The organism is Paenibacillus sp. WG02, assembly GCF_055396115.1.
The window spans coordinates 2,642,231-2,657,229 of the sequence record NZ_AP036016.1 but is presented as its reverse complement, the minus strand read 5'-3'; the positions used below and the strand labels follow the sequence as shown (position 1 = coordinate 2,657,229).

The following is a 14,999-nucleotide window of genomic DNA, read 5'->3' as shown; positions in this document are numbered from 1 at the left end:
AATCGATGAGGGGGAGAAATTGATCTCCCCCCGTTTCATTACCGATCATCCAAATGTGATCAAATAATGTTCTACTTTTGTGTCAATGAATATTGAGCGTCTCGCAGCAAATAGGTTGCCGCTTCGCTTGGAATGTGTTTCCCGCTTTGCGCCTCCACCTCGTTCACAAAGCTCTTCAAATTGTTGTTCGCCAATTTGGCCTGCAGGCTGTTGGTAATTCCCGCATTGTCGATCCATTTGGCATCGGCAAAACGCGTTACCAGCGCCTTCAAGGAATCGATGCTGGCCACCGTCTGGAAGTGAACGGTCTTGCTTCCCACATTACCGGCCATGTCGCTGGAGGTAACAATAAGAGTATGCTGACCTAGCGGCAACATATAAAGCGGGATCGCCGTTCCGATTTGGTAAGAATACGTATCCAGCGTCACCGTCGTCTTGCTGCTGTCCACACCCGACAAGTTATCCGTCCATGCAATCTGAGGCGTCAAATCCACGGAATTTTTATAGATACTGTTATCTCCCGGTACGGACACCACGATCGACGGAGCTGTCTTGTCGATGTTAACGGATACTGTATGTGCCCGTTCCACGTTGCCTGCTTTGTCTACACTCCAATATACAAGCTTATGCACGCCTTCTTCCGACAATACGACGGTCGTTCCCGTTTGCTCAGCGCCATCGTCTACAATGTAGTAAGTATTGGCTACACCCGATTCGTTATCGCTCGCGCTTAAGGTTACAGTGACATCTTGATTGACCCAGACCGCTTGGCGCATTGTCCGTTGTCGTTGGCGGTTGATGTTCAATTGGGTTCACTGTAACATTCGCAGAAGCCGTAAAATTCCCATCTAAAGTTTTGACCGTCACTGTCGCCGTCCCAGGACGCTTGCCGATCAGCGAAGCGCTGCTTCCTGTTGAGATTATAGATACAACAGTTGGGTCGCTGCTTATCCACGATACTCGGGTATCGTTCGCATTCGCGGGCGTAACGGCAGCTGTTAATGTTCTGGTTTCGCCTTGAGTCATTGTTACGTTCTGTTGATCAAGAGTCACCCCGCTCACAGGGACGCGTTGAACGACTTGGAATGTCTTGCGATCCACTACCGTATAACCGTCATTGAGCAAAAAGAGTGCATCATAAGTGCCAGGAGCAAGTCCATTGTTTAAACTAACTCTTCCGGATCCAGATTTTAAATAACTCCATATCAAAGATGCACCGGCACCTGGAGGAACAGCTCCGGTTCTGTAGATGCCGACCCAATCTTTCCCGTTTAACGCAGCCCCATTATAGGATAGAGTAATGGCTTCCCCTTGGATGTATTGGGATTTGTCTAGTACTATATGGTCGGAAGCTGCTCCAACTTCTTTAACAGTAACGTTAATGCTTGTTGTCAATGGAACGCTGTTCGGGTTTTCAACTCCGAGAGGCAGGGTTACGGTCCCTGGCACCGAGAAGGTCTGCACCGTCTTGATAGCCGGATCGTAACTAATGCCGTTTAAATCCCAATTCACACTTGCGTCCACATTACCACCATCGGTTGCAAGAATTACTTTTATGGGCAATCCAAGAGCTTCCGCTGTCTTGGCCGTTCCGTTGTTCGCAGATACCGATGCAGGCGCAGTGATGCTGTTTAAATTAACACTGTTAACATTAATTTCAATATCCTGCGATGAACGGTTATACACGGAATCGTCGGCGAACACCCTGATTTTATATGGAGTACCCGGCGACAAATTTGTAAACTTATATTGCCTGTATACATCGTATGGTTTGTCCATCGGATACGAAAGGCTGTTAAACGATTTGTCCACTTTCCCCGTGAGCTTGTTGATAAGCTGAATATTATATTCCATACCCCGCACATTGTCATTTGCTTGCTTTATTGTAAAAGCAACTTCGTTGGCATTCAATGAATCGATCTTAATGCCCTCATCAAACTGCGGAGCTATGAGTTCTCTTATATCTTTCTTGCTATAGCTAAAGGCATCTTTGCCTTCGCCAACGTTGACTACACGAGGTATGCTTACAAATTCATCTGTAGCTAAATTATACTGCTTGAGGATCAATTTTGTACCGTAAACCTCTATGAAATTCGAGATGCGAGGTGTGGTATGATAGCTTCCATACGCGCCTTCTATATATCCGCCGAACGGACCGTCATCTTGATAACTGGAATAGTTCGAACCACCGGAATCGAGAAACGAAGCCGCACCTTGATAGAGAGAACGTTCGTCGGTAGGGTCATATTGCGTATGACCTGACATATAGAACACCTGCGAAAAATTATTGTCGGCAATAAATTTACCGAAATTATTACTTGCACCGCTGCTCCATGCCGATCCCCACACGGTTCCGCTTATCGGGTAGTGAGACATTGCAAATATGGGCTTTGTTGGATCATAATCCACTTCACTTTTAATTTGGTTGAGGTAATTGGTGGCTTTTCCCACCGTGCTGCTGCTGTTAATATTTGCATCAAAACCAATCAAATTATATCCTTTTATCTTTACCCTATAAGCACTGTTATAGAAATCGTTATCGTACGAATTCGTTGATTCGTTCCACGCGCCCGTCGTACCGACAGGTACTAAATTTTCGGTGCCGTTCATATCATGGTTGCCTTTTACAATATATAACTTCGTAGTGTTAAATAAGCCCTCAGCTTTAAGTTTATTGTAAACTTTTGTAAGCTCACCCATCCACACATATTCATTGGCATTGTTACCGCCGGTAATGTCGCCAGGCTGTACCAATACGTCGGCCTGCGGGAATACTTTCAGGGCTTTTCTATAATCTGCTTCCACGCGCGCGATTGTACTGGGATTTGCAGAGATTTCCGGGTCGCTGCTATCCGCTATATTTAAATCGGCTGGAGTTAATGTTTTATTGCTTTTTTGATAGATGAATATGGCGTTGTTTAGTTCACGTTCGTAATAATTGATGGTTTCCTGTGTAAATAATTTTACTTTTTGCGTTGTTGCAACCGTAGCTGCCGTATTCAAAACCTTTTTCAAATAATCAAAATCGGTTTGGCTGAAGCCACTGCCGAGACCGCCTGCTACTATTGTATTTGCTTCTGATATTGTGTCGTTAAGTGCGTTCATATCCACTTTATTTAAACCATAACCATTATAACTAGCTTGAACTGCATCACTGCTTAGTGCACCTCTCCAAACCTTCAGATCAGCGATATCGAATGAATTACCACCATTGCCGCCCAATCCGTCGCTGCCTATATTTAATGGGTTCGATGTATCTAAAGTTCCGACCCCCAGCGAAGTTTCAGCCATTTCGTAACCATCAATATACAACGACCCGAGCATTTTATCTCTGTCTACAACAAATGTTACATAACGCCAAGCGGAAGCATTAAACGTATCGCGCCCAAATTTTACTGATGTGGTCGGGAATCCTAAATTCATATTGACCGAATTGGCTGATGTATAAATCGCCCAGCCTGCGTTAGAGCTCTTACTGAAATCCTTGTTCGATACTATGACCTGATTATCCTTAGTGTCGCCCTTATACCAGAAGGATGTGGTATAACTGTCATTACCAACATTCAAGCTTTGCGTCGTACCGACATAATTGCCGTTTCCGCTTTCTACGTGCAGAGCTTTAGTCCCGGGTAATACACCGTCTACAAAACTATAATTTCCATGTGCAATCAACGAATGCCCTTGATTTGCATCGTCGTTTAAATTATTATCGAATTTAATCGATGCCATAAGGGGGTTGGCATTTACTACGTCACTCTCTGCATTTACTGCGGTGTTCGATAACGTACCGATTAACATCATTGATGCGAGGGTAAAGGATATAACTCTTTTCACTACACAAAACCTCCATACTTTAGTTTTTTAAGGATCTGTTCAAAAAGCTCGTAAAATTCACACCAAAGTCTGATGCGATAAATAAAGGCCATTTCAATCCGTAAGCACCACCTCCCAAAAAATTGTCTCATCCCTACGAAAACATTGCATATCGAAATCGATCGACTCCACTAATGCTTAGGGGATGTCAAGCCTTGGCCAAAAAAGTGATTTTCGCATTTGAACGGCCTTGCATTTGTGTTCAATATTTTTTTTACAATATCTATTAATTTAGAATTACGAACCCTTTATCTACTCCGTACAATTTTTATTGTACAATATATCTATTGTTTATAGGTTAATTACGTGTAAAACTCACATGAAGATTTTGTAAAAAGCGAACGTCCTTGCATGTAATTTACTTGCATAAATCCGATTTTCGGGAGCTGAGAATTGCTTCATTTCATGGCTTAAACCAAAAAGAAGCAGCCCCAACACTTGCAGCTTGGGGTTGCTTCTTTTTCACCAGACAATTATGGATAAGTAATATGGCTGGTCATTTCAGTCTTTCCAATCTGCGGATACAATCGATCATATCGCTGAGCAATGTGGTTACCAAAACGGCTTTTATTTAAGTCGGATTTTCACCGCTAAACTAAAAATAAGCCCTTCGGCTTACCGAAGAACTTATCGATTTTAAAAATTATTCGTTTTGATATACCTGCAATAGCTTATTTCGGACATAACTAAGATGTCTGTACATATGAGTAAACGCTTCGTGTGGATCCCGATTAACGAGCGCATGATAGATATCTGTATGAAATTGGACCGTTACATCACGTTCACGTTCCCTAATTTGTCTGTCCATTTTGTCATGGGTGATAAGCAGCGGATCGATCATCCCTTCAATGATCGGATTGTTCGCACTCAATGCAATAATCCGATGAAATTCCTTGTCCGCTTCCCCATAGTTGTTATCTACACTGCCCGCGATTTCATCAATAGTTTCCTTTAATCGGTTCAGCTGCTCGTTCGTAATCTTTTCTGCCGCTATGGCCACAAGTCCCAATTCTAAAGCCATTCGTGCTTCGATGATTGCTGGAAGGTTGCCAATGGACAAAGCCAGCATCACCGAGAATGGATTGCTGCCGATTTTATTATTAAAATGGGTACCGCCACGGGTTTTTCTCGTAATCACTTCAAGTGCTTCGAGCGAACTTAATGCTTCCCGCAGAACTGGCCGACTCACGCCTAACATATCGATCAGTTCCATCTCGGACGGCAGTTTATCTCCAGGTTTAAGCTGACCGCTGATCAGGAGCTGAACAATGCTGTCAACGACTTGCTTGGGCAGCGTGTTTCGTTTAACAGTCTCCAATTCTACGCTTCCTTTAAGTTCTACCATATTTACCCTTCTCTCTTAGCTGTCTAAAATGCATAATCATATTGTAAGACGAATTAGATAAAATAACAATGTTGTCCTATAGCCATGATATTATTTCATCTTGATTCCAATGCTGATCAATCTGCATATTCTAGCCGTGGCAGTATGAATAAGCTCTTCAGCCGATACTATACATTGCTCTAATTCCATGGGCCGGGGCACAATACTCATCAGAGCGTCGATCCCATGTTGTAGTACATCCTCAGCGCCTTTACCTAAACCGCCGGACAAGCAGATCGTCGGGATGCCCGCCTGCTTGGCGATCTTAGCCACACCAACAGGGGCTTTACCGTGCGCGGTTTGAAAGTCGGTGGAGCCTTCACCGGTTATGACCAGGTCCGCCTGCTTAAGCTTTTCAGCGAAATCGGCAGCCTCCAGCACAATTTGAATGCCTGGGATCAGCTTCGCATTCGTGAAAAACAACAATCCTGCCCCTACACCGCCGGCTGCACCGGCCCCGGAATAAGTGCAACGTCCCTGCGTGTTGCCAATTGGGCAACTGCCGCATAATTCTTAAGGGCATGGTCTAATTGAGCCACCATATCGGATGTGGCACCTTTTTGCGGACCATAAACCGCGGAAGCACCTAACGGCCCGTACAGCGGGTTATCGACGTCGCATGCGACCTTAATCTCCGTTTCGGCGATACGCTTATCCAAATCGGATAAATCGATTCGTGCGAGCTTGGCAAGAGCCCCCCCGCCTTGGGATAGCTCGTTGTCATCCGAATCCAGGAATTTGACTCCTAAGGCCTGTGCTATTCCCGCTCCGCCGTCATTGGTTGCGCTGCCTCCGATACCTATAATTAGCTTGCGAAGTCCGTAATCGAGAGCCGCCTTGATTAATTGTCCGGTCCCAAAAGTCGTCGTCAACAGCGGATTCCTTTGTTCCCTCGGTACCAATGATAATCCGGAAACAGCCGCAAGCTCGATTACCCCGGTTTCTCCATCGCCAAGAATCCCCCAATAAGAGTCGATTTCTTCACCCAAAGGTCCTACTATTTTCTGTTGGATCATTTGACCGCCGGTAGACATGATAAGCGCTTCTACCGTTCCTTCACCGCCATCAGCAATAGGTACTTTGCTCACCGCAGCATCAGGGAATACGTCCCGAATCCCTCGTTCCATCGCATTAGCAACAGCAAGGGCAGATAAGCTCCCTTTATATGAATCGGGTGCCAATATAATTCGCATGGCGCTTCTCTCCTCTCTTTCTTGCACAAAAATTCTGATACTTCTATCTTAACAAAGAAAACCCCTTATAGGTGATAAGAGGTTTTCTTCGGATTCATGGATTCTTACCTACTAACTTCAACCTTCGAAATTTTCTCATAGTAGCGAATCAAGCTGCCGTGGTCGCAATTACCCATTCCATCCACTTTCAAGGCCTGCATCATCTCCATGACGGCAGCCGTCAGTGGTAGAGGCACGCCAACTTCATGAGAGGTTTCCAAGACGTTGCTCAAGTCCTTTATATGAAGGTTGATACGGAATCCCGGATCAAAATTGCGGTCCATAACTAGCGGTGCTTTCGCATCTAAGACGGTGCTGCCGGCCAAACCGCCGCGAATCGCCTGATATACGAGCTCTGGCTGAACGCCAACCTTGCTGACGAGCACGAACGCTTCGGACATCGCGGCAATATTAATGGCAACCACGATCTGATTGGCCAGCTTGGTCACATTCCCTGCTCCGATGTCTCCTGTACGTATGACAGAGGCTGCCATGGCTTTTAACACATCATAGCATTGATCGAATACTTCTTTCTTCCCGCCAACCATCACGGAAAGAGTCCCCTCGATCGCCTTAGGCTCCCCCCCGCTCACTGGAGCGTCAAGCATTTCTATCCCTTTTTCCGCCAACTTCCGGGCAATCTCCTGGCTGGTCAGAGGAGCGATCGAACTCATATCGATAACGACGGTTCCTGTTTTAGCCCCTTCGATGACACCATTCGAGCCCAAAACTACTTCATTCACCTGCGGTGAATTCGGCAGCATGGTAATAATGACATCCACCTCCTCAGCTAAGGCTTTAGGTGTAGATGCCGTCTTAGCTCCCGCCGCTGCAAGCTCCGAACCACTCTTACTTGTATCGAGAACAACTAGCTCATAACCCGCTTTCAACAAGTTTCTACTCATGGGTTTACCCATAATACCCAACCCGATGAATCCTACTTTCATTTTCATTTAAGAGCTCCCATCTGCTTCAAGATGTCAGCAAGCTTATTTCTATTGATTTCCGAGCAGCTCGTGTTCGGCAAGATCGAGCCTCCCACTTCAAGACCGATAAGGTTCATGGCCTCTTTGGTCACCACCGGAAAACTTGCGAGATTAGAAGCCATGCGAAGAGGAGCCAGCTTAAACTGGGCTTCCAAAGCTCCCGATAGATCCCCGGCTATAAACTTCTCGTAAATTTCAACGACCAATGCCGGCACAATATTCGCCGTTGAAGCGACACAACCTACTGCACCGTAAACCAATGAGCCTAAGATCATGACATCCCTTCCCGCCATGACCTTAAACCCCTTTTCCCGTGTTCTGCGGATATATTCGGAAGTCAAAGTTAGATCGCCGCTGCTATCTTTCACTCCGACGATATTGGGAATATCGGCAAGCCTTTCGATCAAGTTAACGGAAATATTATTCCCCACGCGATCCGGATTGTTATAGAGCAGCACCGGTAAGGAAGTCGCTTCTGCTACTTTACGGAAATGTTGATATAACTCTTCTTCCGAAGGCGCAAGAAACATGGGAGGCAATATCGTAATCGCCTGAGCATGCAACGATTCACCTAATCTGGCTAACTGAACGCATTCCTTAGTCGTGATGGCTCCAATCCCCATATAAACCGGCACCCGGCCCGCAACTTGCTCGATCGTAATGCGAACTGCCCGCTCCTGCTGCTCATGATCCAATCCGTAAAATTCGCCATTACTGCCTAAAGAAAGGATACCGTGCACCCCTCCTGCGATAACGTGCTCGACTACTCTTCGTAGTCCCTGCTCTTCCACGCATTCATCAGCATCAACCGGTGTAACGATTGGCGGAATGACTCCGCGAATAAGATTAATGTCCATTGTGATCTCTCCTTCATTTCATTTGATTATATCGATTACCGTACAAGGCAAGGTTGTTTATGATCGAATTTCCAACCAGGAATCAAATACTGCATAGCCACCGCATCATCGCGCGCTCCAAGCCCTTTCTCCTTATAAAGCTGGTGCGCTTTCTCAATTTCAACCATATCAATCTCAATGCCCAAACCTGGCTTGTTCGGAACTTCCACCATGCCTCCAACAATTTGGAACGGCTCTTTGGTCAGACGCTGCCCGTCCTGCCAAATCCAATGGGTATCGATAGCTGTGATTTTTCCCGGTGCAGCCGCAGCGACATGGGTAAACATAGCCAATGAGATATCAAAATGATTGTTAGAATGCGAACCCCAAGTCAGCCCCCATTCATGACACATTTGAGCGACTCGAACAGAGCCTTGCATCGTCCAGAAGTGCGGATCGGCAAGTGGAATATCAACCGCGTTCATTTGAATCGCGTGTCCCATCTGGCGCCAATCCGTGGCGATCATGTTCGTAGCTGTCGGCAGCCCGGTCGCACGGCGAAACTCTGCCATGACCTCACGTCCCGAATAACCATTTTCAGCTCCGCAAGGATCTTCGGCATAAGCCAGTACATGGTGTTGATCACGACAAAGGCGAATTGCTTCAGACAAAGACCATGCGCCGTTAGGATCCAGCGTTATTCTTGCTTGCGGAAAACGTTCGGCTAGCGCGGTGACGGCCTCGATCTCCTCTTCTCCTCGAAGCACGCCGCCCTTCAGCTTGAAGTCGTTAAAGCCATATCGCTTGTATGCCGCCTCAGCCCAGCTTAACAACAGCTTCTGGTGTAAGCGCTTCCTCATTACGCAATCGTGTCCAGTCATCCTCACTATCCTGCCCGCTCAAGTAAGGAAACTTCGTTAGCTTACGGTCGCCGATATAGAACAAGTAACCTAACATCTCTACGCGGTCACGCTGCTGGCCTTCGCCAAGGAGCGCAGCAACAGGAACACCGAGGAATTTCCCGAGAATATCTAACAGCGCAGCTTCCAAAGCAGTAACGGCGTGAATCGTGATGCGTAGATCGAAGGTTTGCAAGCCACGTCCTCCAGCATCTCGATCACCAAACTGCTTGCGTATTGTGTTCAAAATGTTATTGTATTGACCGATGGATTGACCAATGACGAGCGCCCGTGCATCCTCTAGTGTTTGACGAATCTTTTCACCGCCCGGAACCTCACCAACCCCCGTATGGCCTGCGTTATCTTTAAGAATGATAATGTTGCGTGTAAAGAAAGGAGCATGTGCACCGCTAAGATTAAGCAGCATACTATCATACCCTGCCACAGGGATGACCTGCATTTCTGTAATGATTGGCGTGCCTGAAAAACGGTTATTCAGTTGCTCATGTTTCATATCCTGCATCAAATTGTTCTCTTCCCTTCTTTAAAAATAATATAAAATAAGGAAATGAATGCTTATAAGTCATATTGTAAGACAAATTAAATTATACGTCAATTTATACTTTATGCTCAGTGAACTTCGCGAGCTTGGATTTTGCTGCGCTGCCCATCACTTAACCATTCCCATATAGCCTCGGAAAATAGAAATAGCTAACTATCATATGACAGTTAGCCCCTCTACTAGCTAGGTATAATAGTTGCACTTCCGAACACAACAAAATGAATTAGGTTACCGGAGCTGGGTTAAACAGACACAAAGCATTGTGCAATCCCCAGTGGTCTGCCCAAGTCTTCTTTCTCCCACTTGCAACATCCAATATCATGCAAAAAATTTCCCAACCAATTTCTTTTATAGTTGCTTCGCCTGTTGCTATCGTTCCTGCATTCACATCAATTAAATCGTGCCACTGTTCCGTTAAAGAATTTCGAGTAGATACTTTAATAACAGGTACCATCGCCAATCCATAAGGTGTGCCTCTTCCAGTTGTAAAAACTTGCATATTTACCCCAGAGGCAAGTTGCAAAGTGCCGCAAACAAAATCGCTCGCTGGTGTCGCCGCATAAATGAGCCCTTTTTGAGTTGCTTTTTCACCCGGGGATAATACCTCTACAATGGGACTGCTACCCGACTTGATAATGGATCCAAGTGACTTCTCTACCACGTTCACCAATCCGCCTCTTTTATTTCCGGGCGATGGATTCGCACTCCGATCTGCTTGACCTTTATGCAAATAATTATCGTACCACTTCATTTCTTGTATTAATGCTTGGCCCACTTCTTGATTGATTACGCGCGGAGTTAACAGATGAACAGCATCACGCACCTCGGTAACCTCCGAGAATAGAACCGTTGCGCCAGCTTGAACCAACAGATCAGCGGCAAACCCTACTGCCGGGTTCGCCGTCACCCCGGAAAAAGCGTCACTTCCTCCACATTGTAAACCAACCACTAGGTCGGACACAGGACAAGTTACACGCTGTCGACGATTTAACTTTGCCAATTTTTCTTCTGCCATGCTCATAATGGACTGTATCATACTCATAAAACCATGATGATCTTGCAGAGAAACGATGTTGGCGGAGTCTCCGTACGAAAGCAATCTTTCCGGTACTAACTTCTCACAACCCAACCCTACAACCAGAACCTCACCGCCAAAATTGGGATTGGTCGCGATATTTTGAATGGTTCGAATCGGGATGATAGCATCAGGAGCATTAATCGCAACTCCGCAACCATAATTATGAGTTAAAGCCACGACGTCCTCTACATTTTGATAGCCAGGAAGCAATTGTTTTTTAATCATTTTCACAGCATAGTCAAGCACCCCTGCAACACATTGAACGCTTGTAGTGATTCCCAGTATATTTTTCGTGCCGACACTGCCATCTTCGTTACGATATCCTTCAAAAGTGTATCCTTCAAGCGGCGGCAGCGGTAACGGTATATGATTGGCAATAGGCAGCTCATCTAACTCAGGAGGTGTGGGGAGTCTTACCAACTTCTCCTCCACCCAACTACCTTTGGGGATCGGACTTTCCGCATACCCGATAATATCACCGTAGCGAACGATAGGTTCATCCTGCTCTAAATCAGTTAGGGCTACTTTATGCCCTTGCGGTATGTTATCCCTAAGCTCAAGACCACAAGAAAAGATACTCCCTTTAGACAAACCGCCGGAATTAACGATAATCGCAACATTATCCTCGGCGTGAACCTTTATGTAAAGAGGCGCTTCATTTTGACTTTTTGCAAGCTCAGACATACAGAAATCCTCCTTTTTCAGCCAAGCCGTTTAATCTCGTTGTATGCCATCAGCAGCGGTGCTACACCATGACCGTTATTGTCCACGATTTGTTCTGCGAAGAAATAATACGCAAGACTGCCATCTCGCATTTGTCCGGTTTCCGGCTTTTTGCCAAGGCCGGCACTTCGGCATATGCCGCCTAGCAGCACCTCACCGTCTTCTTCCCTCAGGTAACGAGCAATTGTTCCGTTAAAGGCCTGTATGCCGTATACGGCATACTCTTTTGGCAGATATCCCAATCGCGCACTTTTCAAAATGGCATAAGCTAACATCAGTGTACCGCTGGCTTCGAGATAATTGCCCGGATGCTCCTTCATATCCACGACCTGATACCACATACCCTCGCTATGCTGATACGGCAGCATGTCATCTATAAGCTCCTTGATATAGGCTTTGAGGATGCCAGCGTCTGCCGGCTCTCCTTCTAACAGCTCCAACACATCCACCAATGCCATCGCGAACCAGCCGACCGCACGTCCCCACACATTTGGTGATTGCCCTGTTGATTTATCGCACCAGAACATTTGGCGACTCTCATCATAGGCATGGCTGTACAACCGCTTTTCTTGGTTATATATAGATTGGCGGACATTTCTGAACTGCTGAAGTGTATCGGAATAATCCTTGGCCTCTACGAATTGCTTCACGTACTGGACATAGAAAGGCTGCCCCATATACAATCCATCCAGCCAAACCTGGTAAGGGTAGTTTTCTTTATGCCAGAACGAACCGGAACTCGTTCTCGGATAAGAAGCCAACTGCTGATACAACATATCCATGATCCTTTTATATTTGGGCTCCCGCTCTCTTTGGTATAGCGTAAACAAAATGCCAGCCATCCGGATTTGGTCGATATTATAGCTGCTGATTTGGATTTCATAAATATTGCCGCTCGCGTCAAACAGCTGATCCATATAGCTTTTTACAAAGTTATAATCTCTTTCGCTGCCGGTTTGCTCATAGCTGTCCAAATACGCCTTTAAGATACAGCCCTCGATATAATGCCACCTTACGGAATACCACTTCTCGCTGGACATATATGCTGCTTTCAGCTTTTCTACCAATTCATAAGTCAACAGGTGCACCTCCATGTTGGATAACGCGATTATGGGTCAGTCACCGAGCCCGCGATTACTGTGATTTCGAAAGAGCATCTCGATACTGGCCCGGTGTCATGCCTGTAGCTTTGCGGAAGGTCCGGATAAAGCCAGTGGAGTTGGTATAGTTAAGACGCTCCGCGATTTCCGTTATCTTCATATTGCTGTCCTTTAACCACAGTTTCGCCATATTCATCCGGTAATTCGTCAAATAATCGATAAACGTCGTTCCAATCTCTTTCTTGAACACTCGGCTCAAGTAAACGGGATGAAATCGGAATTGCGCAGCGCACGATTCCAGAGTAAGATCCTGATCGTATTTATCATGAATGAGCTCGACCATTTGGTGTGCAATATTGATATATTGCGAATCAATGCGGCTCTGCAGGAAGGCAAGGGTGGGCGGGATCAGCTCCGTCTTAAACCATGTCATAATTTCCTCAGCCGTATTCAATTTCATGAATCGGATAATGACCGATTTGGCGCCGACTAATCCTTCTAGTATGCCACCTTGCTGCTGAACAAGCCGATAAATTTTGGCGATTAATTGAAGCATAAATATTTGAAAATCATTGAAAGAAACGCTCTTCTCCAAAATCGCTGTCGCATACAGGTTATAAGACTCGTAAGCAGAAGCAGCATCGCCTGTTTTAAGCCCATTCATCAAGCTCTCTTCTAGGTGATTCCAGGAAGCAGCGGTCTGAAGGCTGTTCCGGTGAACCGGTTCGATATCTTCATAGCCAAGGATGAGCTCATTTCCAAGACTAATTCTACGTTTCAGAGCTTCCAACGCCTCTGAGTAGGCATCCATCGCATTTGTATACCTATGAAACGGCCGACTGATGCCGATACTGATTTTGAGCTGAAGCAGCTCGTGCACCTTCGACTTCATAAGCTCCGCCATTTGATAGAAATAGCCCTTCAGCTCATCCGGATCCTCTGAATCGCCTAACAGCAGTGTTACCTGAGACTGGTCCAGCAGCAAAGTGCCCAGGATACGGTCGTTAGGGATCAGCTCCCCAACGACGTTATTAATCGCGAATAACAGCAGCTCCTTATCGCTATCCAAGTATCTGGTGCCCTCTAGAGAATCGATCTGCAAGGCAAGCACTCCTAGCGCTTTCCCCTTTTCCCCAAAGCCATAGGTCTCATACTTATAGGAGAATTCGCTCTCTGTGACCTGTCCCATGATCAACTTCAATAGGAAAAATTCCTTCACCTGCCCACTCTGAACCTGCAGCTGCTGCTGAAGCTGCTTTCTCGTGCTAAACAAGGAAGAAAACCGCTCTTCGATTAAAGCGAATTCATCCCGCTTTTTATTCCCTTTGGATTCTCCTCCGAACTGCTCCATCATCATAAATAGCCGATGGATCGGCCTATACATGCGGCTGGTTCCGTAGAAGGCGGCTAATGCAATTAGAATGAAAATAATCACACAAGCATTTAAGGTGATGAATGCAATTTTCTTAGATTCCTTCGTAATTGCATCAATGGACACGATAGAAACATAGGACCAGCCGTTATAATAGGAGACTCTATAGTTAACCCCCATATCGCCCATTTCAAAGGAACCCTCTGGTTCTGTCGCGACATTCATCCTTTGCAGGATGGAAGGTTGGATCCCTACAGTGCTGGAACTGGCTAAGAAGGGTTCCCTGTTTCGATTAAGCACATAAATATTACCTAATTGTGTGTTTTGAGCCAAATTACTCAATAATGCATCATGCGACATGTCAATAATCAACAACGCTTTAGGAGTGGTTGTTGAGGCAATCATTGGAAGCTTGACAACCAACCGGATCTTATTTTCATTTAAGGAACTACCGATAGTAGCTAACCAAAATAAATTTTGCGGGCGTTTGGCATAATCGCTCAGTAAATCTCGATTCACAAAATCTTCTGTTGAAGTAAAACCGAGATTGCTGATCATCCAGTCGTGCTCCAAGTTAATCAGCTGCGTATCGGCCACACCCGCAATCGAATGAAGATTATACAAGCCTTTGGAGAGATTGTTGATCGTTTGAAAATCATCATTCTGTAAATCATGGTAAATGAAATCGCTTACCAACGGTGAATTGATGTACTGAACAGCGCCCATTTCCACGTTCTTTAAGATTTGCTCCATGCGCATTTGGTTTTGCAGCAGGATCTGTACATTCCCCTCATCAACCTTCTTCCCAATATCCTTTGAGGCAATATAGTAGGAGATCAGCCCGATGCAAACGACCGGAACTGCGCTGAGCAGAAGAGAGAAGACAAGCATTCGATATAAGTATTTAGGCAACGGAAACCTCACCTTTCTTCGCTTTCAAGGATTCGACATTAC

Annotated in this window: 8 protein-coding genes and 3 pseudogenes; 1 reads left to right on the top strand and 10 read right to left on the bottom strand. The window is 45.7% G+C overall.

From position 1 onward, the window contains the following. Window positions 1-71 precede the first annotated feature (71 nt). Together ACBP55_RS11835 and ACBP55_RS11830 are read right to left on the bottom strand one after the other, a co-directional pair. On the bottom strand, window positions 72-776 hold the full coding sequence (locus ACBP55_RS11835; RefSeq protein ID WP_464651736.1) for an OmpL47-type beta-barrel domain-containing protein: 705 nt from the start codon (window positions 774-776) through the stop codon (window positions 72-74). Next, window positions 718-3,834 (bottom strand): LamG-like jellyroll fold domain-containing protein, encoded by a 3,117-nt coding sequence (locus ACBP55_RS11830; protein WP_464651734.1) that lies wholly within the window; start codon window positions 3,832-3,834, stop codon window positions 718-720. The genes ACBP55_RS11835 and ACBP55_RS11830 overlap by 59 nt, the downstream gene beginning before the upstream one ends. Before the next feature lie 556 nt (window positions 3,835-4,390). Here ACBP55_RS11830 and ACBP55_RS11825 point away from each other — a divergent pair. Continuing rightward, window positions 4,391-4,513, top strand: a pseudogene (locus ACBP55_RS11825) (AraC family transcriptional regulator); the annotation flags it as partial. A 3-nt stretch (window positions 4,514-4,516) separates the two neighbouring features. On the opposite strand, the gene ACBP55_RS11820 reads toward ACBP55_RS11825, so the two are convergent. From ACBP55_RS11820 to ACBP55_RS11785, 8 genes and pseudogenes are all read right to left on the bottom strand, one after another. Then, on the bottom strand, window positions 4,517-5,218 hold the full coding sequence (locus ACBP55_RS11820) for a FadR/GntR family transcriptional regulator (protein ID WP_464651732.1): 702 nt from the start codon (window positions 5,216-5,218) through the stop codon (window positions 4,517-4,519). A gap of 90 nt (window positions 5,219-5,308) precedes the next feature. Next, a pseudogene (locus ACBP55_RS11815) lies at window positions 5,309-6,450 on the bottom strand (glycerate kinase). Between the two features lie 104 nt (window positions 6,451-6,554). Beyond that, window positions 6,555-7,442, bottom strand: coding sequence for a 2-hydroxy-3-oxopropionate reductase (gene garR, locus ACBP55_RS11810; protein WP_464651731.1), 888 nt, complete (start codon window positions 7,440-7,442; stop codon window positions 6,555-6,557). Next, window positions 7,439-8,332, bottom strand: a complete 894-nt coding sequence (gene dapA / locus ACBP55_RS11805) for a 4-hydroxy-tetrahydrodipicolinate synthase (RefSeq protein WP_464651729.1) — start codon at window positions 8,330-8,332, stop codon at window positions 7,439-7,441. Before dapA ends, garR begins: the two co-directional genes overlap by 4 nt. Window positions 8,333-8,367: 35 nt before the next feature. Beyond that, window positions 8,368-9,733, bottom strand: a pseudogene (gudD, locus tag ACBP55_RS11800) (glucarate dehydratase). Window positions 9,734-9,995: 262 nt separating this feature from the next. Next, window positions 9,996-11,534: a galactarate dehydratase gene (gene garD, locus ACBP55_RS11795; RefSeq protein WP_464651727.1), complete on the bottom strand. Its 1,539-nt coding sequence runs from the start codon at window positions 11,532-11,534 to the stop codon at window positions 9,996-9,998. Between the two features lie 17 nt (window positions 11,535-11,551). Beyond that, window positions 11,552-12,661, bottom strand: a complete 1,110-nt coding sequence (locus ACBP55_RS11790) for a glycoside hydrolase family 88/105 protein (protein ID WP_464653290.1) — start codon at window positions 12,659-12,661, stop codon at window positions 11,552-11,554. Window positions 12,662-12,707: 46 nt separating this feature from the next. Continuing rightward, the gene (locus ACBP55_RS11785) at window positions 12,708-14,957 is read right to left on the bottom strand and encodes a helix-turn-helix domain-containing protein (protein WP_464651725.1); all 2,250 of its coding nucleotides are present in this window, start codon (window positions 14,955-14,957) and stop codon (window positions 12,708-12,710) included. Window positions 14,958-14,999: the final 42 nt, after the last annotated feature.